Below are 23,791 nucleotides of genomic sequence, written 5' to 3'. Positions count from 1 at the left end.
CGTGCTCTTCCTATGACTCCTGGCACCCCCAGGCACTGCGCCCTCGGCACAGGCGGCCATGTCAAAAGAAGAGGCGAGCATGTCAGCGACTCTGCTGCATAGCGGCAAGATCGAGCATTTCCGGGCCCTGGGAGAAACGGGGCAGCCGGTCTACCACTCCGCGCTTCAGCTCCGCAAGGTCATTTCCCGACGGCTACCGGGCAGGGAGCGGCACCTGGCCATCCCGCAACGCGACCAGCAAGGCAAGGGCGTCGACTGGTATAGCGGCATTTCCGGCGAGGCGATCCCCTGGGGAAGCGCCACCGAAGGCGAACGCGAGGATGCACGCATCCAACTGGAGGCCTTTCGCCAGGAAGTTATCGTCCTCCATCGGGCACCTCCCGAGGGGCAAGGCGGTGATCATGAGGTGTTCACCCGGCTGGTGCAGTGGGTGTGCCACTTTCCGGACGAGGCCTTCATCTACCTGGTCGATGGCACTCCCGTCATCGCCTTCTGGGGTAAGGGCTGCATGGCTCCGCGAGTCCACGGCATGTTCGCCGCGGATGAACGGCCACACCTGATGCAGGGCGTCAACGAGCTGATCGCCGACGATGCCCCCCCCCTCGGCGACAGCCTGCTACGAGCCGCGCAACTGGTCGATGGTCAGGAACGCGACGCCGTGATTCTCGCCTTCATCGATGGTGTCGATGGCTGCGGCCGAGACCAATGCGCCATCGCGCGGGAGATCGCCCGGCAACAGCCTCGCCTGAGGATCAATGTCATGGACATCTCGAACAGCGGCCAGTCCGACTGCATCGCCGAAGCGACCGGTGGCCGGGTATTCGGCTCACAGGATGCCGATGCCGTAAGCGATATGCTCAAGGATGCCGGCCGGGAGGCATTAAATGCTAGCTATTGCCCTGGATAACACCAGAAGAGCTGACGAAAACACACAAAACTACCAACCTCACCATAAAAAGTCGCAGAAACTAATATGAAAACGACCTTAATACTTCAGCAAGCAGAACAATAGATCCGGCCACACCTCCGGCGTACAATCCAAAAAAAAACAAAAATAGCAATACATAAATCATCAAAAACGCAGAGAAAAGGGACAAGCATGATGCCCAAAGGGATCTCGATTCTTTTCGCCACGACAGCGATGATCGCCATTTCCGGTTGCTCCAATAGTGTCCCGAAGTGCGGTGACACAGAGACGACGGATCTGGTCAAGGATATCGCCGATAGAGAGATGGCGAGACAGTATGGGAGGGATTTCGCGTCACTCTTCAGCTATTCCGTCGAGGCAATCAGGACCACATGGACAGACGAGCAGACAGGGGCGCATGAGTGCGCGGCTCAGCTGGTCATGTCGGCTAGCAATACCGGTCAGTCGGACGAAGCGCCTATCACCTATACCGTAGAGCTAACGGATGATGGCGAGGAATTCTTTGTCAATGTCTATGGACTGTGATACCTGGAACCGTTAACAAAGGAGGAAATTTCAGATGAGTACTATCAACGAGCTAAAAGACAGCCTGAACACCAAGACCCTGCACCTGGTATTGCTGACCATCGCTACCGGTGGGATCTACCCGCTGCTGTGGATCTACAAGAATACCTTGACCATCGAGCGGATCACCAAGAACCATATCGCCAGCTCCAGTTTTATTATCTGGATTGCCGTCTGCGTGGGGCTTGGGGGTGCCCTGGCAGGAAGCGGCGACGTATCCATCGATATGATCGCGGGCCTCTTGACGATCGCCTCATGGGTGCTTTATATCATCTGGGCCTTCAAGGCAAGAAAAGCCGTCCAGGAATATGCACTTCACGAGCATAAAGTCGACCTCAAGACCAACGCCTTCTATACCATTCTGTTTACGCTTTACTACGTCAACTACTGCATCAACGACCTACCCGAGGCCAAGCGGAAGCAGAATATCCTCGCAGGGAATGATGCCGAGGGCGTCGAAGCCTAGAGGCAGGGCTTTGGGTGGTCTGAGCGCCCATTAAGCCATCCCAACTGGCAGCAGGTCCGGCGCATGATAGTGCCGGGCCTGCTCCGTTCTTGCTAAGTCACTGTTTGCTATGCCGCCTGCCCCGCCAAGGGACCGCCCGCTTATCCATCACTCCCGATCACGCTCCCCCAGCCCCAGCTGCCGATGCATGGCCTCCAGGCTGGCGATCGCCTCCCGCTCGCTGGCATCCGGCTCGAGGATCGCATCGCTCTTGCCCTCCTCGGCGCGACGCAAGTCATGCGCGTAACGCCGGGTCAGGCTCTCGAAGTTCATACGAATCGGCAATAGCTGCAGCGTCAGGGCCTGACGCTGACGGCGACGCTGCTCGCGCAGCCGCTCGTCGAACCCATCGCGAATCTGCCGATCCAGGGTCAGGGAGGCATAGGTCTCGATCTGCCCCAGTTTGGGCAGAATATGCTCGAGAAAATGGCAGGCGGTCAGGCTCACGAGTCTCCTCCGACGATAGGGGTAGGGCATCACATTGGAACAATGGCTTCCCCCTGCTATCGGCTATATCGGATAAAGCTTGAGAACCCCACTTGGCGACGACATCATCGAAGCACTGCGCGAGCGCCGAGTGGCCGGCTTCTACCACGGCTTACCCGATGACTAAGTGCCGACCTCCGGTTCCCCGGTCAGTTCAGGGAAGCCCCACGCCCCACGGCGTAGTACAGGAGCCCGGCATCCTTGGCGAGGGATGGATCATAGAGATTGCGGCCGTCGACCACCACCGGGCAACGCAGCACCCCGCGTAGCCAAGCAAAGTCCACGGCGCGAAACTCCTTCCACTCGGTACAGATCACCAGGGCATCGGCCCCATCGACCGCTGCCTCTCGATCTCGACACAGCCGTAGGTCCATCCGTTCCCCATACAGCCTCCGGCACTCTTCCATCGCTTTGGGATCGAAGACTCGCACCCTGGCCCCGGCCTGCCATAGCGACTCCAACAATTCACGGCTGGGTGCCTCGCGCATATCATCGGTGTTGGGCTTGAAGGCCAATCCCCAGACGGCGATGGTCTTGTCGGCCAGTTCCCCATCGAAGGCCTGCGAGAGCTTGTCGAACAGCGTGCGCTTCTGGCGTCGGTTGACCGCCGCCACCGCATCGAGCAACTCCGCCGCATAGCCGACCTCGGAGGCAGTCTTCGCCAGGGCGCTCACGTCCTTGGGAAAGCAGGAGCCGCCATAGCCACAGCCGGGATAGATAAAGTGATAGCCGATACGCAGATCGGAACCGATGCCACGGCGCACCTCCTCCACATCGGCCCCGAGACGCTCGGTCAGGTTAGCCATCTCGTTGATAAAGCTGATCTTGGTGGCCAGCATGGCGTTGGCGGCATACTTGGTCAGCTCCGCCGAACGCACGCTCATGAACACCAGCTTCTCCTGGCGGCGGATATAGGGGGCATAACACTCGCGCATCAGCGACCGGACGCGCTCGCTCTCGGTGCCCACGATGATCCGTGCCGCGTGATTGAAATCCTCGATGGCCGAGCCTTCCTTGAGAAACTCCGGGTTCGAGCACACCTCGAAGGGAATCTCCACATCGCGCTCGGCCAGCGCCTCGGCCACTTGGGACCGCACCTTTTCGGCGGTCCCCACCGGCACCGTGGACTTGTCGACGATGACCTTGAAGTCACGCATATGACGGCCGATGCTCTCGGCCACCGCCAGCACATACTGAAGATCGGCGCTACCATCCTCGTCCGGTGGCGTACCCACGGCGATAAATTGCAGGGTACCGAAGGCCACCGCCTCGGCGGCCTCGGTGGTGAAGTGCAGTCGCCCCGTTGCCAGGTTGCGACGCACCAGCTCGCTCAGCCCCGGCTCGTAGATGGGCACCTCACCACGACGGAGTCGGGCGATCTTCTCGTCATCCACGTCCATGCATACTACATGGTGCCCCACGTCGGCCAGGCAGCAGGCGGTAACCAGCCCTACATAGCCGCTGCCGAAGACTGCTACCTTCATAAAGCAAGGCCTTGTCTACTGAATAAGAAACTACCGAACATTCACCTGACCTTCTTAAGAAAGCCCAGAGGGGCGGCGCTAACCATCAACTTATCATCTAAATATTTATCGACTTCAAACTCAGAGTGAGATTCAAGAAATTCTTTTATCGCCGTCTTGGGGTTATTTCCCGGTCCCCAAGGGCGATCACTGGAACACGACTCGGGAAGATCTTCTACCAAAGTATCGAAAACAATGCAGTAACTCCCCTTACTCACTAGTGGTGCATATGTTTCCAGCTCAGAAAGCACATGATCATGAGTATGATTGGAGTCCAGCATCACCAGGACTTTTTTATCTTCTCCCAGATCACGCTTCACTCTACCTATCACCTCAGCATCAATCGAGGATCCTTCAATCATGTCAATACGATTAGACATAGGGTGTGACCTAATCGCATCGAGATTGTGTCGCCTAATATCAATATCAATACCAATCACTCTTCTTTTAGGGTCATTAGGATCTAGCAGAGTCCCATTGTCAATGGCCTCACGATAATCCAGCAAGGCAAGCATTGATGCACTGAGCATCAGAGACCCTCCATGAGCGATCCCCGTCTCGACCACGACATCAGGGTTGACTTCCCAGATCAGCTCCTGAACAGCGACAATATCGGTAGGCGTCTGAATTATTGGCCTCCCTAACCAGTTAAAGTTGTACATATAGCGTTGTTGAAAAGCACGCTCTAGCCATTGATGAGAAAGCATTTTCCACGATGCGTCATCGGAGTATCCAGACACTTGATGACGCCTTTCTTCTTCAAAACCAGCTATCGGATCTACCATAACCTCACCTCACTAATAGAAATCCAAACCATCAGCAACGCTACGAGGAAAAAAGTCAAATTCACCCAAGCAGCGCTCTATGCCAATTAAAGGAAAGGCCCTTTTTTTGGCGCCAGGAGAAAAATAAACTCGCCCACCAAACACACCTTCCACACACCTGACTAATGATTCGTGACTTGTATTTCTACCACTCGCAACATTATAGATTCGCTCCTTTCCATACAGAGATATTTTTGGTAACAACTCAACGACATCATGAACTGAAACGTAATCTTTTTCCGAATCGGGAGACTCATGAACAATCGACTCACCTCGAGTCAAAAGGTCCTCGACTATGGATCCTAGAAACGTAAACTTGCTCTGACCAAGGCCATAGACATTCGATAGCCTTACTACCCTTACCGAGGAATTTTTCTTAGCCAAACAAACGGATTCACCAAGCAACTTGCTTATATCATATATTGCATCACCACCAGGCCTAACAAAAATCTCGCTCGTTTCATTTGCAACGGATTCAGCGCCCCCCCCCCCATAGACTCTTGTACTTGAAAGGTAAAGCCATGAACAATACTCATTGTTATCCATCAGCCTTTGCAGAGTCATTACATGGGAATCGACTGCCCCAGAAAAGTCTTCTCTAAAATTTCCGGTCATACCTATACAATAGATAACATGACCAAGATTTTTTTTATTCGGCAATGAATCCCGAGTAGGTGTATTGACTTTATATCCCTGCCTAGCAAGGTGTCTTGCCAAGTAACCACCGATAAAACCAGACGCACCAAATATGGTAAACATCAGTTCCGCCAACCTTTCAGGACAAGGGGATTCCCAACATTAATGCTATAAGCAGGAACCTCTCCGCGGACGAGAGACCCGGCGCCAATAACGCACCCCTGACGCAGTACGGCCCCATCCAAGATAATGGAGCCGGCACCAATCCAGACATCACTCTCGACTATAATTCCTCCGCGACTTGGCTGAAACCCCTGCTTCATGATTAGAGCTTTCTTCTCCTTGAACTCATGATTTACGGGCGCAAAAACGCAATTGGCAGCCACAGCCACGTCATCACTAATGTGCACGCCATTCCCAGTATATATGACGCACCCAGAATTGATGACGCTCCTCTTCCCGACATAACAATTTCCCGCACCACCGGCAGGCTTGATCTTGACAAAACTATCGACCACAGCGAAATCATCAATGAAGATCTCGCTACCTCGCACACTATCCTCTATATCTGCCAGTCGAGAAACATGTGCATTAGAACTAATGACTATCATGCTTTCTCCAAACTAAAAAACCGACCCCATGGCGGTCATATTTCAATCACTTCAAAAAGGGTAGAAACAGCAACCCCTTTTTCCGACAACCCGGAGAGCTGCTCCTTTATTTCATCGGAAATATTCCAAGGAAATATAATCACTTCATCAATATTCTCCACCCATAAAGCGTCGGGATTGAGAACTGGAATATGACTACCTGGAAGAAATTTTCCTTGCTTGGATGGCGCGGCGTCGACAATAAAAGGAAGCAGATCCTTCTTCACTCCTGAATAATTAAGAAGAGTATTCCCTTTTGCAGCAGCTCCATAGCCTACGACGACTCGGCCCGCTTTATATCGATCAATCAAGTAGTCAAGGAATGCCACCTTTATTCTCTCGGCTCTTTTATTAAAACCGAGGTATGTCGATAGTTGCTGCAAACCACAAGACTTTTCTCTTTCCAAAATAGCCGCTACAGAATCCGATATTGCTCGGGTGTCGGCCTCATGGGCGCCGTAGACTCTCAGGCTCCCACCATGTGTTGGAAGTTCATCTACATCAACCAGCTTTAAACCACATTCACGGAAAATCCTATTGACTGTGAACAGTGAAAAATATGAGAAATGCTCATGATACACCGTATCGAATTGATCTCCTTCAATCATTCTCGTCAGGTGTGGAAACTCTAACACCAAGGTCCCTTTTGGCTTCAAGATAGCAGCCAAGCCTAAAGTAAAGTCGTTGATGTCCGGCACATGAGCATAGACATTGTTAGCCACGACAAGGTCGGCTTGACCCTTTTCTTTTACCAGTTCTTCAGAAAAGTCATGATCAAAAAACCTCCTTATTGTAGCGACGCCCTGCTTTTCGGCCATCTCGGCGGTTTTTTCCGTAGGTTCGACGCCTAAGCAAGGAACCCCCATGTCAACAAAATTTTTCAGTAAATACCCATCGTTAGAGGCTATCTCAACAACAAAGCTTTCGTTATCCAGAAACAGCCTTGACTTCATTGATTCACAAAAATCCCTGGCATGCCTTAGCCAACTAGATGAAACAGAGGAAAAATAAGAGTAATCCTTATCAAACAGACCCTCGGCAGGTATAAAATCCTGCGTCTGAACGAGCCAACAGTTTTCACACACATATAGTTTGAGAGGATATGATATTTCTGGAAGCGATAGGTCATCGCTAAACAAGTAAGCATTAGATGGCGGAGCGAAACCAAGGTCTAAAAACACATGCTCGAGTGGAGAAGCACAATGCCGACACTTCATCATTCAACCCCCAGAAAATCATTCGTAAGCCACGGATGAGTTTTATCTCTAGCGGACCTCTCCGAGATACAAAGGGGCCACTCGATGGATACCCTAGGGTCCAGGGCATCGATCCCGCCCTCCGCTTCAGGGAAATATTTATTCGTACAAAAATAAATCACTTCACAATCATCCGTCATGGTCTGAAACCCATGTGCAAAGCCTTCAGGAATCACCAGGCTGGTATGGCCGGATGCTTTCAAGAACTCACCATGCCACGATAAAAACGTCGGGGACCCTCTACGCAGGTCAATCGCCACGTCAAAGATCTCTCCCTTCAAGCAAGTAACAATTTTCTTTTCTGAATAAGGAGGGTACTGAAAATGCATGCCTCGCAAGGTACCAGAATTTGCCGTCATACTCCGGTTTATCTGAGAAATTCTCCCCCCCCCGATAACCAGAGACAGTTCATCAACGCAAAAAAGGCGCTCCATAAAACCCCGATCATCACCCACAGGATGCCGAATCAATAAAGAGAGGTCTGGAATACTCGTCTCCGAGAGAGTCAGTCTAGTCATGATACATACCTTGCATGAAGACAACACCCATATTGTCGAGAAACTCAAATTTCGGTCAATTCGAAGGCATCAATATCATTCTCACAAAGCGAGCCTGCCGATTCACCTTCATAATATTTTCGGTACCAAGACATGGTTTGACTCAAGCATTTCTCTAGTGTCCAGCGTGGCTTAACCCCGAGACGAGTTCTCGCGCGAGTATTGTCTAGCGCTAGCCAACTGGCTTCATGTGGGCCTTGATCAACCTCTCCCCAAACAGTCGTCCCAGACGGAAAAGCAAGGCATGCCTGCTCTATTACTTCGCGAACCGTCGCTGCCTCATGAGGATTGGGCCCAAAATTATAAGCATCCGATAATTGAGGACAGTCCCATAAGCTTCTTGCGAGTTCAAGGTATCCCCAGAGCGGGTCCAAAACATGCTGCCACGGCCTAATAGACTGAGGGTTACGAACATGTAACGAACCACTACCTTCCCAGGCACGCACGGCATCAGGAATCAGTCGATCTCTTGACCAGTCTCCACCACCAATGACATTCCCGGCCCGAGCGGAAGCGACGGCAATACCTCTATTCTTTAAAAATGCCTCACGATAACTGGAGACGACTATTTCACAGGCGGCTTTACTTGCACTATACGGATCATGCCCACCCAAGGCATCCGTTTCACGAAAAGGGAAGGAATCACCTGGATTATGGTAAACCTTATCAGTCGTGACAACGACTATAACGCGGCAGCTTTCGACCTCGCGACACGCATCGAGAACATTTACAGTCCCTTGCACATTAGTGGAGTAAGTATTAATTGGATCTTGGTAGCTATCTCTGACTAATGGCTGGGCCGCCAAATGAAAAACGATTTCCGGACTGCAGCTTTTAACGATCTTAGCAACCGAGGATGCATCACGAACATCTAGAATACGGCTATCCAAGAAAGCGTCGCTTGATAGTAGCGTGAAAAGGTTAGGCTGAGTCACAGGAGATAAGCTAATCCCCGTAACTTCGGCACCTAGCCGACTCAACCATAAACCTAACCAGCTTCCCTTGAAGCCGGTATGCCCCGTAAGAAGCACTCGTTTTCCATGCCAAAAATTCATGCATGTTCCCCTTATGGAGAGTTACCAATGTTTCCAAGGCGCCCTACCGCTGCCCCATAGGGTTTCGAGATAGTTTTTATCACGTAGGGTGTCCATCGGCTGCCAGAATCCATGATGTTCAAATGCCATCAGTTGGCCCTGCTCGGCGAGCCGCATCAATGGATCCGCTTCCCAGGATGTCGTATCGTCGGCAATCAAGCTAAGACATTCTTTGGAGAGAATGAAAAATCCACCATTAATCAACCCTCCGTCACCACGTGGCTTTTCCATAAAACCAACTACATCGTTTCCCATCAACCGAAGGGCACCATACCTTCCCGGAGGCTGCACAGCAGCAACAGTAGCAAGCTTCCCGTGAGACTTGTGGTAGGCAACCTCTTCTGCAATATCTATATCACTTACGCCATCGCCATAAGTAAAACAGAAGCAATCATCTTCTTCGAGGTAACCAGAAACTCTCTTCAGTCGACCACCGGTCATTGAGTGATCACCGGTATCCACCAGTGTCACCTTCCAAGGTTCGGCCTTCTTTTGATGAACCTCCATTTCATTATTTTGCATATCGAATGTCACATCAGACATATGCAAAAAATAATTAGAAAAATACTCTTTTATTAAATATCCTTTATAGCCACAGCAGACGATGAACTCATTGACACCATGAGAAGAATACATCTTCATAATATGCCAAAGAATAGGTTTTCCACCAATTTCAACCATTGGCTTTGGCTTTGCGTGAGTTTCCTCTGAAATTCTTGTGCCTAGACCACCGGCAAGGATAACACACTTCACTTTAACCCCCTAAAAAGCATCACAAAAAACCATCACTGCGAGACCGTTTTTTTTGAAAAACGAATATCAAGAACCTCTGAAACATTCTTCAACATTATCGAGAAAGGGACTTTTACGCTACTTTCATTTATTTTATACAGAAGCCTCAACCCATCTTCATAGTATTTAAAAAAGTCATCTCTTTCGAGAACCTTGTTCTCTCCAGATATTCGCTGGGACTGGCTTTGATCTCTTGAGGAAAAATATCGCCTAATATACTTCACATCTGAAATTTGCTTTATCCCACCGAACCAAAGAAGATGGCTCAGAAGCACATGGTCTGCGGAAATAGTTTTCCTAAACTCGAACCCCCTGAGTAGCCGCCGGCGGAATACAGAATGAAAAACTGTACAGTTAGAGATCTTGGCAACTGATTCAAGATACCTAACTTCAGGAAGAGCATCGTTATTAAAGTTATAAACAGCCTTTTCGACAGGCGTTTCTATACGGCCATCATCAACGACTCCAAAGGGATAACCACAGACCATTGACAAGCTATTATCAGCTTCAATCTCACTTACCACTCGAGTTAAATAGCCTTTAGATAAATAGTCATGACCGCCTAGCCACATGAAATACTCTGAATTAGTAGAACGAAACAAAAACTCGAAGTTGGCATACCCGCCAATATTTTTTTCATGCTTGAAAACTTCAAATCGCTCATCGCCACAAACTTCCTCAAGGACGATTGAAAGCGAGCGATCGGTCGAGCAGTTATCAGAGATCAGGAAGCTGACATCTTCAAAATCCTGCTCCTTGAGTGACCTTATAGTTCTTCTAATATATTTTTCTTCATTATAAACGGGGACACCGACACAAAGTTTCTTGCCTACTTTTTTGCACTTCAAGTCATCTACGCAAGATACAAATGAAGCCCCGTGGCCATCCTTAACCGGAAAAGCTGGCGAGTCAGTTGGTGAAAGGGCGCCGATATGTATTCCATATTTCCTGGCAGTCTGTCCTCCCATCTTTTCCAATAGCCGGAAAGACAGATCTTTAATCCCGAAAAAAACATCAAGAACATATGCTAGTTTTTTGTTTTCCATCTCGGAAAGTTGATCCAACCTATCCGAGGAGGGAATAAAAAGTGCATTACCCCATTCCAGTTCCGAGGCGAAACCTTCAACCTGTTCCAGATGTTCAGGAAAATGACACCGGTAGTCCATTTTAGTTAAACTATGAAATCTGAAGCCATGCTTCTCCATCCACTGAATGGCTTTCCCTATCTCCAGCTTTCCATGATTTTGGGTGGAGAAGACTACCGCCACCTCAATCGCCAGGGTATTCTTTACCGCCTTGACGCCATTATCAAGAATGGACAAAGTATCATGAAGCTCATCAAGGATCAGCACATCGAGGTTTGGAATCCCCTCAATATGATCCAGTGCCACAGTATTTATTCTGGTTTCTTCCTCCGAGCCATCAAGGATGATATGACTCTTATTCTCATCCAAAATACTCCGCCGACTCAGCGTGGACAGGGAACCGTCACCATGGTCATACACAACCCTGGGACTGCCATCCCCGAGCACGGCATATGGGAAGTGGTGAAAATCCCCCTGAAAGGCCAGCGCATTTGCGCGCTTTTCCAGCTGATTGGCCGGGTCGAAACAAATAACTGCCAACTTTTTTTCGGCAACCGCTCTTGAGCATTCCGGGTGATATGCCAATCTAGCGGTATTATCGATAACGGTAACTGGCTCAGTCAACTCCCAATCAAACCTTTCATCCTGAGAGTCATCCCCTGATTCAACTTGTGTATTTACTACATCAGCAGCTGCTTTTACCACTTCGACAGGATTATCTTTCTGCTCACCAAACCAGGCATTCCCAGACTTATCAAAATTCAGCCGTTCGGGAGCCCTCCCCTGGCAGTGGCGCTGCCAGATGGCACGCAAAGCATTATAGAAATGAGAAGCGAAGCGAGGACCATCACATAGTGGCGAAGCCATTACACGCGAGCGCAAGGAGCAACGCAGCCTGGATAAAGCATCTAAATCAGTCGCCAAGCCCACCGCCTGATGAATAAAATCATCCCAGCTTTCTGCTACCAACTCGTCGAGACCGACTGCCGACAAATGGGTCGCACTATGTCGCCCGGCGAAGGTGGGGCCGACTCGGGTTACTACGGGAACCCCCATCACCAAGGCCTCACAAGTCGTCAGTCCGCCAGAATAGGGCCAAGTATCCAGCGCGATATCGATGCGTTGGTAGGTCGCCATAAACTGCCGGTGTTTAGCCCCACCTTCCAAAAGGAGTCGGTCACTACCGATGCCATGCTTGGCGAAAGCCTCTCTGAGCTTGTCGCAAAACCGCTGGCTCTCGAATTGAATACCGCGTAATAGCAGCTTACTATTGGGTACTTCTTCGAGTAGCTTGGCCCATTCAGCCAACATGGGAGGAGATAGCTTGGCAGGATTATTCAAGCAGCCGAAAGTAATGTATCCATTTTTCAGGACCGGCAGCTCGCCACAGTCGGGAATATAGTCCGGGGCTCGGTAGCAGATATAATCATCCGGAAGTCTTATCAGCTTTTCAGTATAAAATTGATCGACTCCTTCCGGCGTCTCCACATGATCGCTGATCAAGTAGTCCATACAGGCTAGGCCCGTCGTATTGATCAGTGTTCCCACCCACTTGACCAAGAGTGGTGCCGGTTCCTTCACCAGCGTGCCGTAGCGGGAGCCCTCCCCGGCACCATTCATGTCTATCAAAACATCGATAGAATCATCGCGTATTAATTTATCAAGCTGTTCGTCGCTCAGGCCTTCGACGACTTTCCACTCATCTACGGCGTCTTTAATCTCCCCAGTAAGGGCATCTCCTTTCTGATTCGTGCTATACGCAACCAGAAAGCATTCCTCTGATTTCAAGTTATTCAACGCGGGCAAAATCATCTGCCCTACCGGATGCGTGCGAAACCCTCCGGAGAGCAAGCCAATTCGTAACTGCTTTTCGGGATCCAAGAGCGTGCTGGCACGCTTGACGACCGAAGTGGAAGAAAACTTCTTATCCCACTCCACCGCCTGGTAGAACAGGTCTTCCAAACTATAGCCGGGATTATAGTGATTGGCTATGAAACGGTTGCATAACAACCTTCCATTATCCGGAGAGAGCTCGAGCTCGTTATTGAAATATTTTTCCGCGTTAGAATAATCCCCCTCCTTTACATAAAGGCTAGCAATATGATTATTGACACCGACACGCTTAGGCGCAACATCCAGAAGCCTTCCTAGCGTTTCCAGAGCGGGCTCATGCTGCTTGAGCCGATCCTGGATGCGCGCCCTCCAGACCAGGGTTTCCTCATGCAAAGGGTCGATGGCTAAGGCACGATCACTTACCGAGATCCCACTCGATGTATCATCCATTTCATAATAAGCGCGACTTAACCACGCGAGTGCTTCGACATTTTCAGGCTGATGAGACACAACGCGTTCGAGAGAAGCGATGGCTTTTTTGGCCTCCCCCCCCAGTATCAGGTACTGAGCCAACTTCAGCCATTGAGGGGGATTAGCCACCGGCGAGGTTTCCACGACGCGCTCCATGGCCGCCGCGGCCTCTCTCAATCTCCCTAGCACGGCTAGGCCATTGGCGTACAGCTCCCACGCTTGTGGTGATTCCGGAAACTGCGATGAGAGCTGCTCTGCATAAGCCAGGGCAGATTTGAGATCCCCCGATTGCTGCAGTTCCAAGAATCGCTTGATATGGCTTGGGTGAAGGGCCTTTTTCCTACCCATGCCGCTGCCCTTGGAATTTCGAGAGGAAGAATCTTTTCTCATATCAGCCTTCTGCCAAGCTATAAAAGTCACGAAAGAAGATCAGCGCTTTCGCAGAATATAAAATTCACGGTAATTAACGCCATCATCGCAAAGTGCCCCACGGTCAAGCTGCTCAAAGCCCTTGGCACAGATCTGCTTCACCTTGTCATCGAAGTCCTGCTCGGTCATGGTGGTACGGCGAATCCCTTGACTTTCCAGCAGTAACAGTCCGTCTTTTGAGAGCAACGAATGGAGGTGTCGTCCAAACTCGGGCATTGGCAGTCCGATCCAGCGATGTACCGCGCAGGCTATCAAGAGATCATGGCGCTCCGGCTGCTCGGCCATAAAGCTTTCGAAGGTCTGGGCAGATAGGCTGATATTGTCAATCTTCAAATGTCTAGCGACGGTATTGCCCACCTCGATGCAGGTCGGGCTAATGTCAAAGCCCGTACCGTGGTCCAGCTGATCTGCCAGTTCCAATAGGAGGAAACCGTGGTTGCAGCCAATATCCAGGGCACTGACGCTACCTTTTTTCTCCTTGAGTGCCGCAAGGTGATCTCGAAGCTTGTAGGCTTCGATTCGCGCTTCGGTGGGACGGCTTCCCGGCAAGGCGACACGGGCATAGCCTTGATAGGGCAACCCGAAGTCACCAAAGCTAAACTGCAAATCGTCTTGAGAGTAACTCTGCCATTGCCGCTCCAGCAGCCCATGCAGTCCCGCCCATTCGCGATGCACCGCTTCGCTGCTATCACCCAGCCAAGTGGTAAATCGCTGGTAGGCCTGCTGGGTATCCAGAGAGTAGGGGTGAATGCGACTGATGGCGTGAAGCATCTCAATAGCCGCTTCGACTCGCTCCAGCAGCAATAGAGTGGAAGCGTATTGGAGCCGACACTTGGCCTCTTGGGTCTGATGCCGTCCGTCGCTTTCTCCCGCCGCTGCCAGCATTGAGAGGGCCATTTCATGAAGCTCAATCGACTGCTCATTTCGCGCCAAGCCTTCAAGACTGGCTTCGAGGGAGGTCACGATGGGACTAGGCTGGGAGGCCGCCTTGAGTCGAGACAGCCACCCCCTGGCCACCTCCAGCTCATTGACGGTAGGCTCGATTCGTCGGTGCCTCTGGAGTTCGGCATGGTGACGATCGACGAAAGCCTGGAGTTGCAGCTGACAAGTGACGGCATCATTTTCTGGCCAGGTCCGCAGGATGCTGTCGGCTTGTTGCCAGGCCTGGGCGCGTAGCAGTGCTTCGACCTGCTGAATCTGGATATTGCGATCCTGCGGGCTCATCTCCCCGGCCTGAAGCAGCAGCTCCAGGCCCTGCTGATGGCGGCCCGACTGGGAGACATAGGTACCCAGGAGCGCCTTGAGTTCAGGCTGCCCCGGATCGAGTTCGAGGAGGCGGTTCACCACCCCCACGATGCCATGCACATTGGCTTCCTTCTGGCGCTCGATCAGTGCCTCGTACAATTGAATCAAGCGCTGCTGCTTGGCCCTTTCCTCCATCGAGGCCGACTCGGCCACACCGCGGTAGCCGGCGATCAGCGGCGCCAGTTGCTCGATCAGTAACTCCCCTAGGCCGTCGAAGCGGGAGTGGAGCCGAGTCGGCACTTCCACCGAGTCGGCCGGCCCTAGCTGATCCAGCAGGCGAGTCGCCTGCTCACGAAGCCGATCGTCATGACGATATTCATCCAGCCCGAGAGAGTGGTAAAGATTACGCGCCACCTGCTCCGGGTCCTTGACCAGCTCGGAGTACTCGACCATCAGGATGGGGTTGGGAAGGACATTGGCCCAGTGTTGCATCGCCTTTTCGTAGCTGGCGATATATTCACCCAAGGTGTGAAGATCGTAACTCTGCTGGTTGCCGGTATCATACTTGGTGAAATAGGCGGCCATGCCCATGTCGAGCAGGTTGCGCATGCAGAAGACGATCGGGGTCTTGGGAAACATCAACCCGAGGATCCCCAGCACGAAGATCGAGTCCGGGTGGGTATTCGTTACCATTTTCCCCTTGTGGCCCGCACGGTTCAGGTAGCCTTGGGATAGTTCCGGCATGTCCCCGGGCGAGAGGGCCTCGATAAAGCCATTCAGGGTCTCATGGGCGCTCGCCGACTCACGGACATAGTCCATGAACTCGAAACGCTCCCCTCCCTTGATGACAGATGGGTGCTGGGCCAGTATCGACTCCACCAGGCTCTTGCCAGAACGGGATGGGCCAACGATAAACAGCTCCGGTACCTGATCACTGGCGGTCTCGGCAAAGCGCTCGAAGAGCCCCTCTGGGTAGGTGCCGGCGACATATCCCAGCAGTTTTCTCCAGGGCAGACCATTGGCCGGCGCCAATGGCAGGAAGAGTCGATTCGCCGTATCAAAATGGTTGAAGGCATCCTCCAGCCGCCCCTGATTGAGGTCACGCTTGCCGAGGGCAAAGAGGGCATCGACTCGCTCTTCCGTGGCAACCGAGGCATCGGCCGCCACGGATACCAGGTAGTCCCATTGCTCGCTACGCAGAGGCACATGGCGGGAGAGCACCGTCAGGGCCTTGGGGGAGTCGGGGGCGATCTCGACACAGTACTCGAAGAGTGCCAAGGCCTCGTCGATGCGTTGACACCCGAGTAGTGCCATTCCCTTGAGGTAGAGCAAGTCGAAGCGCTCGGGTGCCTGGGGCAGGGCTCGTTCGATATGGCCCAGGGCACGTTCGGGATCATTGGTATAGAGACAGGCCTGGCCCAGTCCCGAGAGGATATCGAGCCGCTCGGGAAGATCCGCTAAGGCCTCCTCGAGATAGAGCTGGGCATGACGGTAGGACTTGAGCTGCAGTAGCTCGAGGCCGATGCGCCGACGTGCTTCGCTATCGGCAGGCTGCTGCGCCAGCAGCCCCTGGATCCTGGCCTGACGTGTGTCGGCAAGCACATCGGCCAGCTGAGCGGCGTGGGGGGCGTTTGGCTTAGCGGCGCGTCGACGACCCGCCGAGGCGCGGCGCTGGCTCTTCTTTGCGGCCATGATTCCTCTCATATCGGACTGGTAATAATGGGGCTTATGCCATTAAACAACGTAACCGGCCCGAAGAAAGGCAAAAAAAGGCCGCCTTGATGGCGGCCTTTCTCTCCATGGCTGAGCGCCAGGGAAGATCTCGCTGGTCAGACTTAACCCAGCAGCGACAACACGCTCTGCGGAGTCTGGTTGGCCTGGGCCAACATGGAGGTGCCCGCCTGCTGCAGGATGTTGGCGCGGGTCATGTTGGAAACCTCCACGGCGTAGTCGGCATCCTCGATGCGCGAACGGGCCTCGGTGAGGTTGGTCATGTTGGTGGTCAGGTTCTCGACCACGGAGTCGAAGCGGTTCAGGGTGGCACCCAGAGTCGCACGCTCGTCGTCGATGGTCTGCAGGGCGCTGTCAACCGCATCGATGGCGCTCTGAGCATTGGTGAAGTCGGCAACGCTCAGGGCATTCACGCTCAGGGCGGTGGCATCGACATCGACGGTGTTGACGGAGATATCGTCGATACCCGCATTGGTGTTGGCGCCGACCTGGATATCCAGGGTCGCGGCAGTATCCAGCAGGGAGGTACCGTTGAAGGTGGTCGCACCGGCGATACGAGTGATCTCGCTGGCACGCTCATCGATTTCCAGCTGGATGGAAGAGCGGTCTTCGGCGGAGAGCGTATCGTTTGCGCCCTGGACCGCCAGCTCGCGGATACGCTGCAGGTTGTCGCTGATCTGGTTCAGGCCACCTTCCATGGTCTGTACCAGGGAGACGCCGTCGTTGGCGTTACGCTGCGCCTGGCCCATGCCGGTAATCTGGGCAGACATGCGGTTGGCGATGGCCTGGCCAGCAGCATCATCGGCGGCGCTGTTGATGCGCAAACCAGAGGAGAGGCGCTCCTGGGCCTTGGCCAGCATATCCTGGGAAGTGCGCAGGTTGTTCTGACCGATCAGGGCAGTGATGTTGGTATTGATCACGGACATGGTGATTTCCTTCTTGCGTTGAGGGCTCCATTGGCCGCCCCGAGCCATGCATCGGTGGGGCCTGCCGCAACGGCGCCGTTGGCCGTTACCCTAATTAACGGCCAACGCCGACGGGACTTTAGGGCCGGAGTGAATTTTTTTCTGCCAAGGGCCTTAGGCTTATTCTCTTCCCCCACTTCGGCTGACCATCACCGCCCGAAAGGCCCGAGTGGTAGCTCCGATGGCGGCCTGAATCAGGCGGAACATGGGGCGGACGCGCTATAGCGACAATCACAAACACCACGGGCCCGATAGATATCGGGCCCGTGGCGATCTGACGAGGCAGTTACTTGTTACTGGCGAGTTGCGCACTCAACATATCGAACTGCTGGCCGAGATAGGCGCTGGTCGAGTTCATCCGCGCCATCATGGCATCGAGCTGAGCGAACTGCTTGCGATAGCGCTCGACGGTGCCTTCGATTCGCAGCTCGGTCCGCTCGAAGCGCTCCTCCAGGCGCTCCACCCGTCCCTCGGAGCTATCGATGGAGCGCTTGAGGATACCTTCGCTGTCCAGCACCTGGTCCAGCGTCGCCTCGAGACGCCCGGCCATGCCGGCCTCTTCACTATCCCCAGCGAAGAAATCGGCCAGCCCCTGGGGGTTGGTGGCAATCACCTCGTCGAGCTTGGCCTCATCGATCTCCAGTCGCCCCTTGGGGGTCAGCGAAATGCCCATCTGCGAGAAGAGCTCGATGTCGCCACCGGCCACCATATCGCCGAGATCACCGCTTAGGCGTGATTGGATGGTACGCACGGTACGATCCCCCACCAGCTCGCCAGCGGTCTCGACATCACCGGTCACCGCGGTCATGCGACCGACGGTGGACTTCATCTCGTTATAGGCGGTGACGAACTCCTGAACGGCCTCCTTGAGGGCCTCGCTATCCTGCTCGATCACCACCGTGGCCGTCTTGCCTTCGGCGCTGGCATCCAGCTCGAGGGTGATGCCCTGAATGGCTCCCTCCACGGTATTGGAAGCGCTGGTAATGGCAATCCCGTTGATCTCCAGGGAGGCATTTTGCCCGGCCTGGTGGGTGGTGGCGTCTTCCGCCAAGGCGGTATTGCCGAAGGTCATGTTCTTGATGCCGGCATCGAAGCCCGACTCGGTAGAGTTGAGAACCAGCCGGTAGCCGTTCGCGCTGCCGTCATTAATGATCGACGCACTCACTCCTGCATCCGGGTCGGCATTGATCGCATCGCGCACCTGGTCGAGGGACCAGCCCTCCTCGAGGGCGATATCGACGTCGGCCTTGCCCTCGAAACTCAGCGTCAGGGTGTCGCCTCCCGCGCCCACCAGCGGATCGCTGCTGTTGGCCACGCCCTGGGACGCCAGGCTCCCGGTCTTGGCGACCTGGGTCACGCTGACCTCATAGCGTCCGGCGACGGCGTCCTCTCCGGCGATGGCATTGACGCCGTCGCCGGACACCTCGCTGGTCATGCTCTGGTAAAAGGAGGCGTCGTTCAGCTTGCTGACCGCATCCTGGAACTTATCCAGGCCGGTTTGCAGGCGCCCATAGGCGGAGATCTTGGCCTGTTCCTGGGTACGCTGCTCGACGATCGGCTGCAGCTTCTGGCGTTCGGCCGAGCGTAACTGATCCAGCAAGCCATTCAGGTCGAGGCCCGACCCCACCCCGAGTGCAGAAATTGCCATACGACGCGACTCCCTTAGGTATCAACTAGGTTCCTGACCGTACTATCGGCTGGTGGCGCAAACACTTTAGGGGAAAATTCCAACGAGCGACCAGTAGCCGGCGCCGGGACGCCTTACGGCGCCAATCGCCGAGGCGTCGGAGCGCCGCTAAAGCGTGCTCCTACAAAACCCCAGTGGCTCGACGGTGGCCTGTGGGAACCCGGCCGTGCCGCGGGGTGGCCGAATCAGCCCAGGCGCTGCCACTCGCCCCGTCCCGGCCAGGTGGCCAGCCAGGTGGGCAACTGCTCCGGCGGCATGGGCCGGGCGATACCGTAGCCCTGGGCCTGAAGACAGCCCAGGCCGGCCAGGGCCCGGGCATGTTCCAGGGTCTCCACCCCCTCGGCGAGCATCGGTCGGCCGAAGCGCTTGGCCATGTAGATCACGCTCTCGACGATGGCCATGTCGTTGGCATCCACCAGCATATCGCGCACGAAGCTCTGGTCGATCTTGATCAGGTCCACCGGCAGCTGACGCAGGTAGGTGAGCGAGGAGAAGCCGGTACCGAAGTCGTCGATGGCGGTGGCGATACCCAGTGCCTTGCAGCGATGAATCGCCTCCAGGGCGGCCTGGATATCGTGCATGGCGGCGCTCTCCAGCACCTCCAGCTTGAGCCGCTGCGGAGCCACCTGCGGGTAGTGCGCCAGCAGCTGCTCCAGGCGCACCACGAAATCCGCCTGCAGCAGATGCACCGGACTGATATTGACGCTGACCGGAAGCTCGATGCCGGCCTCCTGCCAGGCACTCAGTTGACTCAGGGCCCGCTGGATTACCCACTCACCCAGCGATGCCGCCAGGGGCGTCCCCTCCACCACCGGCAGGAACTCCCCGGGCGCCAGCAGGCCACGCTCGGGGTGCTGCCAGCGAACCAGGGCCTCCAGGCCGGTGACCCGGCCGCTGCCCATGTCCACCTGGGGCTGGTAGTAGAGGCACAGCTCGTCGTTGTCGATGGCCCGAGCGAAACGCTCGCGCTGGGCCTGGCGCACCTGTAGCTGGCGATCATGGCCGGGATCGAAACGGTGGTAGGTGTTACGGCCACGCTGCTTGGCCCGATACATGGCCTGGGTGGCGTGCCGCAGCAGGACGTCGCCCTCCTGCTCGTCATCGGGGTAGAGGGTCACGCCGATGCTGGCGGTCAGGCGCAGCGACTGGCCATCCAGCAGCAGCGGCTGACGGATCGCCGTCAGCAGCCGCTCCAGGAAGGCCTCGTCGGGCTGGCGATGCAGCAGCAGCACGAACTCGTCGCCACCGATACGCGCCAGCACCTCGTCGCCGGCCAGCAGATGGCTGACGCGCCGGGCGAAGCTGGCCAGCAGCCGATCGCCGGCCAGTTCCCCTAACTGGTCATTGAGGCGCTTGAAGTGATCGATATCCAGGCAACACACCGCCAGCGTCTCGCCGGCCCCCTGGGCATGGGCGATGGCATCCTGCAATAGCTGGGTGACCAGGCGCAGGTTGGGCAGCCCGGTCAGGGCATCGAAGTAGGCCTCACGACTGGCGCGCCGGCGGGGCTCACTCAGGGCGCGATCCAGGGCGGTCAGGGTCACCACATGGTGGGAGACGGCGCCGGCGGCATCGCGCACCCGGCGGAAGGAGAACAGCGCCGGCCGGGCAGCGCCCCGGGCATCATGGAGCAGCATTTCCAGGCGCCCCTGCTCCTCCTGGAGCAGCAGCTGCCAGTCCGCCAGGCATTGGGAGGCGCCCTGCTGGGGAGCCACGAAACAGTCCGGCGAGCGCCCCCTGAGCGTCGCCTCATCGAGGCCCACCAGGGCCTCCAGGGCGGGGTTCACCGCCAGGATGCGCTGGGCGGCATCGGTGATCAGCATCGCCTCGCTGGCGTCGAAAAACGCCTGCTCGGCCTGGGGCAACGGCACGCGCCGCGCGTCGTGTCGACGCTCGCCCGGCCCGACGCTCGGACCTGTCTTCCGCTCCGGCACCAGCCCTTGAGAAGGACACATACTAGGGCTCCTTAGCCGGTGACATTGTGCTTGTTATATCAGGATTCAACACTAAATCATTCGCCTTGACCATCCATCACCACCCGGTTGCGCCCCAGTCCCTTGGCCCGATAGAGGGCCGCATCGGCTCGTTGCAGCAATTCCCCCCCCGAGTCGCCGCGACGATAGCCGCTTCCTCCCAGGCTGATGGTGACCCCGAGCCCCGCGAAACGGGCACTCGCCACCATTTGGCGCAGCCGCTCGGCGATCGCCCTGGCGCCCGAGGCATCGGTGCCCGGCAGCAGCAGGGTAAACTCCTCGCCGCCCCAGCGTGCCAGCAGGTCGCTGGAACGCAGGGCGGCCTGCACCCGGTGCGCCAGCGCCTGAAGGATGGCATCGCCGCGGTCATGGCCATGGCAGTCGTTGACCGCCTTGAAGTGATCGATATCGAAGATCAACAGCGACAACGGTCGACCGAGACACCGCGCCTCGGCCAGGGCCGCTTCCAGGGCGTCATCGAAGCCGCGGCGGTTGAGCGCCCCGGTAAGGTGGTCCCGGGTCGCCTGGCGAGCCAGCTCGCGCTCCATGCGCTTGCGCTCGCTGATGTTATGGAACACCGCCACGAAATTGCGGATCTCACCGTGATCGTCACGCACCGCGGTGATCGATTGCCAGAGCGGGTAGACCTCCCCGGCCTTGTTGCGATTCCAGATTTCCCCCTGCCAGTGGCCGGTACTCAATAGCGCCTCCCACAGCGCCGCATAGAAGGCGTCGTCGTGGCGTCCCGACTTGAAGAGGCGCGGCGTCTCGCCGATCACTTCCTCGGCGCGGTAGCCGGTGATGGCGGTAAAGGCGGCATTGACCCGCTCGATGCGCATCTCGGCATCGGTGATCAGGGTCGCCTGACCGGTCTCGAAGGCGGTGGCCAGCAGGCGCAGCTCGCTCTCGTGGCGCTTGCGCTGGGTGATGTCCTCCTTGACCACCACATAGCGCACCGCGCCGCTGGCCTCATCGCGCACCGGAGTGATGATCTCCGCCTCCCAGTAGAGTTCGCCGCTCTTCTTGCGGTTGAGCAACTCGCCACACCACACCTCGCCGGCCTCGAGGGTGCGCCACAACGACTGATAGACCGCCAGCGGAGTATGCCCCGACTTGATCAATGATGGGGTCTGGCCCAGCAACTCATCGCGGCGATAGCCGGTGACCTCGATAAAGCGTCGATTGACGAACTCGAAGCGTCCCTCGGCGTCGGTGATCGCCGTGGCCACCGGGCTCTGCTCGATGGCGATGGCCAGCAGGCGGCAATCGGCGGCGGTGGTAGCGAACGGTTCGAGCCGATCCCTTGGCGGGCACTCCAATTCCCGAATAGGCTCCTGCATCTGCTGAGAACTCCCTAGTTGTTATTGTGCCGGGCTCCATCCCGTGATTCGGACGCGATCCATCCTAAGCGCAGATCGCTCGCTTGGCGCCGATACCTCGTATCGGCGCCCCCTCCCTGGACGAGGTCTTCCCTGGGTCGAGGCAACATTCGAAATAACGAAAGTAGGCGAGTTATCACCGATGCGGGTTGATGTAGATCAACAAAGAGGGAATGAGCTTATCGCGGGGTGGTGGGAGTCCGGCTCCGCCGTACGATTGGGCGACGCAGTCGCCCCAGCGACGCCGGGGACCGCCCTGCGGGCGAATCGCCGAGGCGTCGGACCGGCGAAATCCGCGCCCCACGGAAACCACGGTGGTGACTCGAGGGGGCAGCATAGCCCCTCCCCTGAGTTAGGAGGGCCAGCCTTGGCTGGTCACGAAGGGTTATAAGTGAACGATCACTTCCACCCGGCGGTTGGCGGCACGCCCCTCGGCGCTGGCGTTATCGGCCAGGGGACGGGTCGCCCCATAACCAATGGCGCGCAGCCGCGAGGCGGCGACGCCGGCCTCCTCCAGCTGGCGCAGGATGGCGATGGCCCGGGACGAGGAGAGTTCCCAGTTGGAGGGGAAGCGGTCGGTGAAGATGGGCCGATCGTCGGAGTGCCCCTCCACCGAGACGGTGCCCTCGTAGCGCTGGATGATCGCCACCAGGCGCGCGATCAGCTCGCGTCCGGCCTCGCTCAGCTCGGCGGTGGCGCTGTCGAAGAGCAACCGATCCTGAATGCGCAGGTTGAGCCCCTCCGCCACCGGTGAGATCTCCACCCCCTCCAGGCTGGGCAGCTCGCGGGCCTCATCGAGGCGAGCGCTCACTCCCGCCTGGAGACCCTCGGCGGCGGCCAGGGCCTCGGCATCGAGGCGCCGGGTATTGCTCGGCGCCCGCTCGGTGACCACCAGGGTCAGGTCGTCCCAGGCCTCGGGGTCGAACCCGTCGTGAAGGGCCAGGGCCGGCAGCGCCGGCGCCCCCTGCGGCATGGCGAAGGGCACGCTGGCCACCACCAGGGCCGGCGCCGGCGCGGCGGGACGCGGCGGCGTCCAGTCGATGGGCCGCGGCAGATCGAGGGGATCACGGCCGTGCGGGCGCGGCGGCGCCGGCACCCGCGGCCCCGCGGCCACCTCCAGCGCCGCCGCCAGGGCGAAGAAGGAGAGCTCGGCGGGCGGTGCGCCACCCTCGGCGGGG

19 protein-coding genes are annotated in these 23,791 nt (G+C 56.1%); 3 read left to right on the top strand and 16 right to left on the bottom strand.

The features are described from left to right. Positions 1-79 precede the first annotated feature (79 nt). From HPA02_RS12415 to HPA02_RS12405, 3 genes are all read left to right on the top strand, one after another. Positions 80-907, top strand: a complete 828-nt coding sequence (locus HPA02_RS12415) for an SrfA family protein (RefSeq protein WP_146803521.1) — start codon at positions 80-82, stop codon at positions 905-907. A gap of 195 nt (positions 908-1,102) precedes the next feature. Continuing rightward, positions 1,103-1,453 carry a hypothetical protein gene (locus HPA02_RS12410; protein WP_146803520.1) on the top strand — a complete coding sequence of 117 codons (351 nt, stop codon included), beginning with the start codon at positions 1,103-1,105 and terminating at the stop codon, positions 1,451-1,453. Positions 1,454-1,487: 34 nt separating this feature from the next. After that, complete coding sequence (locus HPA02_RS12405; protein WP_146803519.1) at positions 1,488-1,958, top strand: DUF4234 domain-containing protein; 471 nt, start codon at positions 1,488-1,490, stop codon at positions 1,956-1,958. 147 nt (positions 1,959-2,105) lie between these two features. Here HPA02_RS12405 and HPA02_RS12400 read toward each other — a convergent pair whose 3' ends face one another. The 16 genes from HPA02_RS12400 to HPA02_RS12325 form a co-directional block, all read right to left on the bottom strand. Further along, the gene (locus HPA02_RS12400) at positions 2,106-2,444 is read right to left on the bottom strand and encodes a hypothetical protein (RefSeq protein WP_146803518.1); all 339 of its coding nucleotides are present in this window, start codon (positions 2,442-2,444) and stop codon (positions 2,106-2,108) included. 188 nt (positions 2,445-2,632) lie between these two features. Beyond that, on the bottom strand, positions 2,633-3,967 hold the full coding sequence (locus tag HPA02_RS12395) for a UDP-glucose dehydrogenase family protein (protein WP_146803517.1): 1,335 nt from the start codon (positions 3,965-3,967) through the stop codon (positions 2,633-2,635). Between the two features lie 41 nt (positions 3,968-4,008). After that, a complete protein-coding gene (locus HPA02_RS12390) occupies positions 4,009-4,791 on the bottom strand; it encodes a cephalosporin hydroxylase family protein (RefSeq protein ID WP_146803516.1) in 783 nt (260 codons plus the stop codon). A 12-nt stretch (positions 4,792-4,803) separates the two neighbouring features. After that, positions 4,804-5,589 (bottom strand): NAD-dependent epimerase/dehydratase family protein, encoded by a 786-nt coding sequence (locus HPA02_RS12385; protein ID WP_146803515.1) that lies wholly within the window; start codon positions 5,587-5,589, stop codon positions 4,804-4,806. Further along, positions 5,589-6,077 (bottom strand): acyltransferase, encoded by a 489-nt coding sequence (locus HPA02_RS12380; protein ID WP_146803514.1) that lies wholly within the window; start codon positions 6,075-6,077, stop codon positions 5,589-5,591. Before HPA02_RS12380 ends, HPA02_RS12385 begins: the two co-directional genes overlap by 1 nt. 35 nt (positions 6,078-6,112) lie before the next feature. Further along, on the bottom strand, positions 6,113-7,333 hold the full coding sequence (locus tag HPA02_RS12375) for a methyltransferase domain-containing protein (protein ID WP_146803540.1): 1,221 nt from the start codon (positions 7,331-7,333) through the stop codon (positions 6,113-6,115). Beyond that, a complete protein-coding gene (locus HPA02_RS12370; protein WP_146803513.1) occupies positions 7,333-7,890 on the bottom strand; it encodes a dTDP-4-dehydrorhamnose 3,5-epimerase family protein in 558 nt (185 codons plus the stop codon). The genes HPA02_RS12375 and HPA02_RS12370 overlap by 1 nt, the downstream gene beginning before the upstream one ends. A gap of 44 nt (positions 7,891-7,934) precedes the next feature. Next, the gene (gene rfbG, locus HPA02_RS12365) at positions 7,935-8,984 is read right to left on the bottom strand and encodes a CDP-glucose 4,6-dehydratase (protein ID WP_146803512.1); all 1,050 of its coding nucleotides are present in this window, start codon (positions 8,982-8,984) and stop codon (positions 7,935-7,937) included. A gap of 21 nt (positions 8,985-9,005) precedes the next feature. Further along, positions 9,006-9,776: a glucose-1-phosphate cytidylyltransferase gene (rfbF, locus tag HPA02_RS12360; RefSeq protein WP_146803511.1), complete on the bottom strand. Its 771-nt coding sequence runs from the start codon at positions 9,774-9,776 to the stop codon at positions 9,006-9,008. Positions 9,777-9,808: 32 nt separating this feature from the next. After that, complete coding sequence (locus HPA02_RS12355) at positions 9,809-13,594, bottom strand: O-linked N-acetylglucosamine transferase family protein (protein WP_146803510.1); 3,786 nt, start codon at positions 13,592-13,594, stop codon at positions 9,809-9,811. Positions 13,595-13,633: 39 nt separating this feature from the next. Next, positions 13,634-16,570: a sulfotransferase gene (locus tag HPA02_RS12350; protein WP_186809980.1), complete on the bottom strand. Its 2,937-nt coding sequence runs from the start codon at positions 16,568-16,570 to the stop codon at positions 13,634-13,636. 143 nt (positions 16,571-16,713) lie between these two features. Next, entirely contained in the window at positions 16,714-17,535 is an 822-nt protein-coding gene (locus tag HPA02_RS12345) for a flagellin N-terminal helical domain-containing protein (RefSeq protein ID WP_146803508.1), read from the bottom strand. A gap of 325 nt (positions 17,536-17,860) precedes the next feature. Next, entirely contained in the window at positions 17,861-19,222 is a 1,362-nt protein-coding gene (fliD, locus tag HPA02_RS12340) for a flagellar filament capping protein FliD (protein WP_146803507.1), read from the bottom strand. Positions 19,223-19,446: 224 nt separating this feature from the next. Further along, complete coding sequence (locus HPA02_RS12335) at positions 19,447-21,132, bottom strand: putative bifunctional diguanylate cyclase/phosphodiesterase (protein ID WP_244945923.1); 1,686 nt, start codon at positions 21,130-21,132, stop codon at positions 19,447-19,449. Between the two features lie 140 nt (positions 21,133-21,272). Then, positions 21,273-22,574 (bottom strand): sensor domain-containing diguanylate cyclase, encoded by a 1,302-nt coding sequence (locus HPA02_RS12330; protein ID WP_146803505.1) that lies wholly within the window; start codon positions 22,572-22,574, stop codon positions 21,273-21,275. Positions 22,575-22,998: 424 nt separating this feature from the next. Further along, on the bottom strand, positions 22,999-23,791 hold a 793-nt coding region (locus HPA02_RS12325), incomplete at its 5' end, for an OmpA/MotB family protein (RefSeq protein WP_146803504.1).

It is taken from the genome of Bisbaumannia pacifica, assembly GCF_007989625.1.
GTDB classification, from domain to species: domain Bacteria; phylum Pseudomonadota; class Gammaproteobacteria; order Pseudomonadales; family Halomonadaceae; genus Bisbaumannia; species Bisbaumannia pacifica.
Note: the sequence above shows the minus strand (reverse complement) of the source record. Positions and strands in the feature narration are given on the sequence as shown.

What these genes read in the sequence shown, in the direction of transcription:
- HPA02_RS12370 (WP_146803513.1), bottom strand. Translation starts at nt 7,890, where the DNA reads ATGACTAGACTGACTCTCTCGGAGACGAGTATTCCAGACCTCTCTTTA.
- HPA02_RS12395 (WP_146803517.1), bottom strand. Translation starts at nt 3,967, where the DNA reads ATGAAGGTAGCAGTCTTCGGCAGCGGCTATGTAGGGCTGGTTACCGCC.
- HPA02_RS12385 (WP_146803515.1), bottom strand. Translation starts at nt 5,589, where the DNA reads ATGTTTACCATATTTGGTGCGTCTGGTTTTATCGGTGGTTACTTGGCA.
- rfbG (WP_146803512.1), bottom strand. Translation starts at nt 8,984, where the DNA reads ATGAATTTTTGGCATGGAAAACGAGTGCTTCTTACGGGGCATACCGGC.
- HPA02_RS12415 (WP_146803521.1), top strand. Translation starts at nt 80, where the DNA reads ATGTCAGCGACTCTGCTGCATAGCGGCAAGATCGAGCATTTCCGGGCC.
- HPA02_RS12345 (WP_146803508.1), bottom strand. Translation starts at nt 17,535, where the DNA reads ATGTCCGTGATCAATACCAACATCACTGCCCTGATCGGTCAGAACAAC.
- fliD (WP_146803507.1), bottom strand. Translation starts at nt 19,222, where the DNA reads ATGGCAATTTCTGCACTCGGGGTGGGGTCGGGCCTCGACCTGAATGGC.
- HPA02_RS12355 (WP_146803510.1), bottom strand. Translation starts at nt 13,594, where the DNA reads ATGAGAAAAGATTCTTCCTCTCGAAATTCCAAGGGCAGCGGCATGGGT.
- HPA02_RS12390 (WP_146803516.1), bottom strand. Translation starts at nt 4,791, where the DNA reads ATGGTAGATCCGATAGCTGGTTTTGAAGAAGAAAGGCGTCATCAAGTG.
- HPA02_RS12375 (WP_146803540.1), bottom strand. Translation starts at nt 7,333, where the DNA reads ATGAAGTGTCGGCATTGTGCTTCTCCACTCGAGCATGTGTTTTTAGAC.
- HPA02_RS12410 (WP_146803520.1), top strand. Translation starts at nt 1,103, where the DNA reads ATGCCCAAAGGGATCTCGATTCTTTTCGCCACGACAGCGATGATCGCC.
- HPA02_RS12405 (WP_146803519.1), top strand. Translation starts at nt 1,488, where the DNA reads ATGAGTACTATCAACGAGCTAAAAGACAGCCTGAACACCAAGACCCTG.
- HPA02_RS12350 (WP_186809980.1), bottom strand. Translation starts at nt 16,570, where the DNA reads ATGGCCGCAAAGAAGAGCCAGCGCCGCGCCTCGGCGGGTCGTCGACGC.
- HPA02_RS12330 (WP_146803505.1), bottom strand. Translation starts at nt 22,574, where the DNA reads ATGCAGGAGCCTATTCGGGAATTGGAGTGCCCGCCAAGGGATCGGCTC.
- HPA02_RS12380 (WP_146803514.1), bottom strand. Translation starts at nt 6,077, where the DNA reads ATGATAGTCATTAGTTCTAATGCACATGTTTCTCGACTGGCAGATATA.